Origin of the sequence: Carboxylicivirga marina (genome assembly GCF_016612505.1) — a bacterium.
GTDB lineage: Bacteria > Bacteroidota > Bacteroidia > Bacteroidales > Marinilabiliaceae > Carboxylicivirga > Carboxylicivirga marina.
Genome location: NZ_JAENRR010000172.1, coordinates 1 through 492, shown reverse-complemented (window position 1 = coordinate 492; position 492 = coordinate 1). Strand labels below are relative to the sequence as shown.

Here is a 492-nt window from a genome sequence, read left to right as displayed (position 1 = left end):
TGGGTGTGTTACAGTTTATAATGTTCCATTTCTCCAGTTGTCTGACCAGTCTTTTTTCGATGTATTCGGGACCATTATCATGAAGAAATTCAAGTTTATTGGTTTCTGTCACAAAGTTCTCGCCCAAGCGCTTAAATAATGCATCTTGCAACATCAACTCGATATCACAAGCTTGAATGTGTTTTCCTGCGTACCATGAAACGATGGATCTATCACAGCAATCAATTACTATAGCTACCCTTAACTTTTCGCCATTCCAACATTTTATTGAGGTAATGTCACTTGCCCATCTTGTATTGGGTTTTGATACCTGAATAACACCTGTGTGGGGGCGTGTAGCACCTCGTTTTCGATTTTGCTTAATCAGTAAGCCTTCTTCTTTCATATGCCTATTAAGCATGTACTTAGTTATCTTTATGCCATAGTCCCGCTTCAGAATGGCACGCACCCTTGGTACGCCATAGGTGGCTTTCTTGCCAGTTATTATTTTAA

1 protein-coding gene is annotated in these 492 nt (G+C 39.8%); it reads right to left on the bottom strand.

The window, feature by feature from the left end:
* Positions 1 to 492 (bottom strand): DDE-type integrase/transposase/recombinase (locus JIV24_RS22255; protein ID WP_200467286.1); only part of this gene is annotated, 492 nt, incomplete at both ends.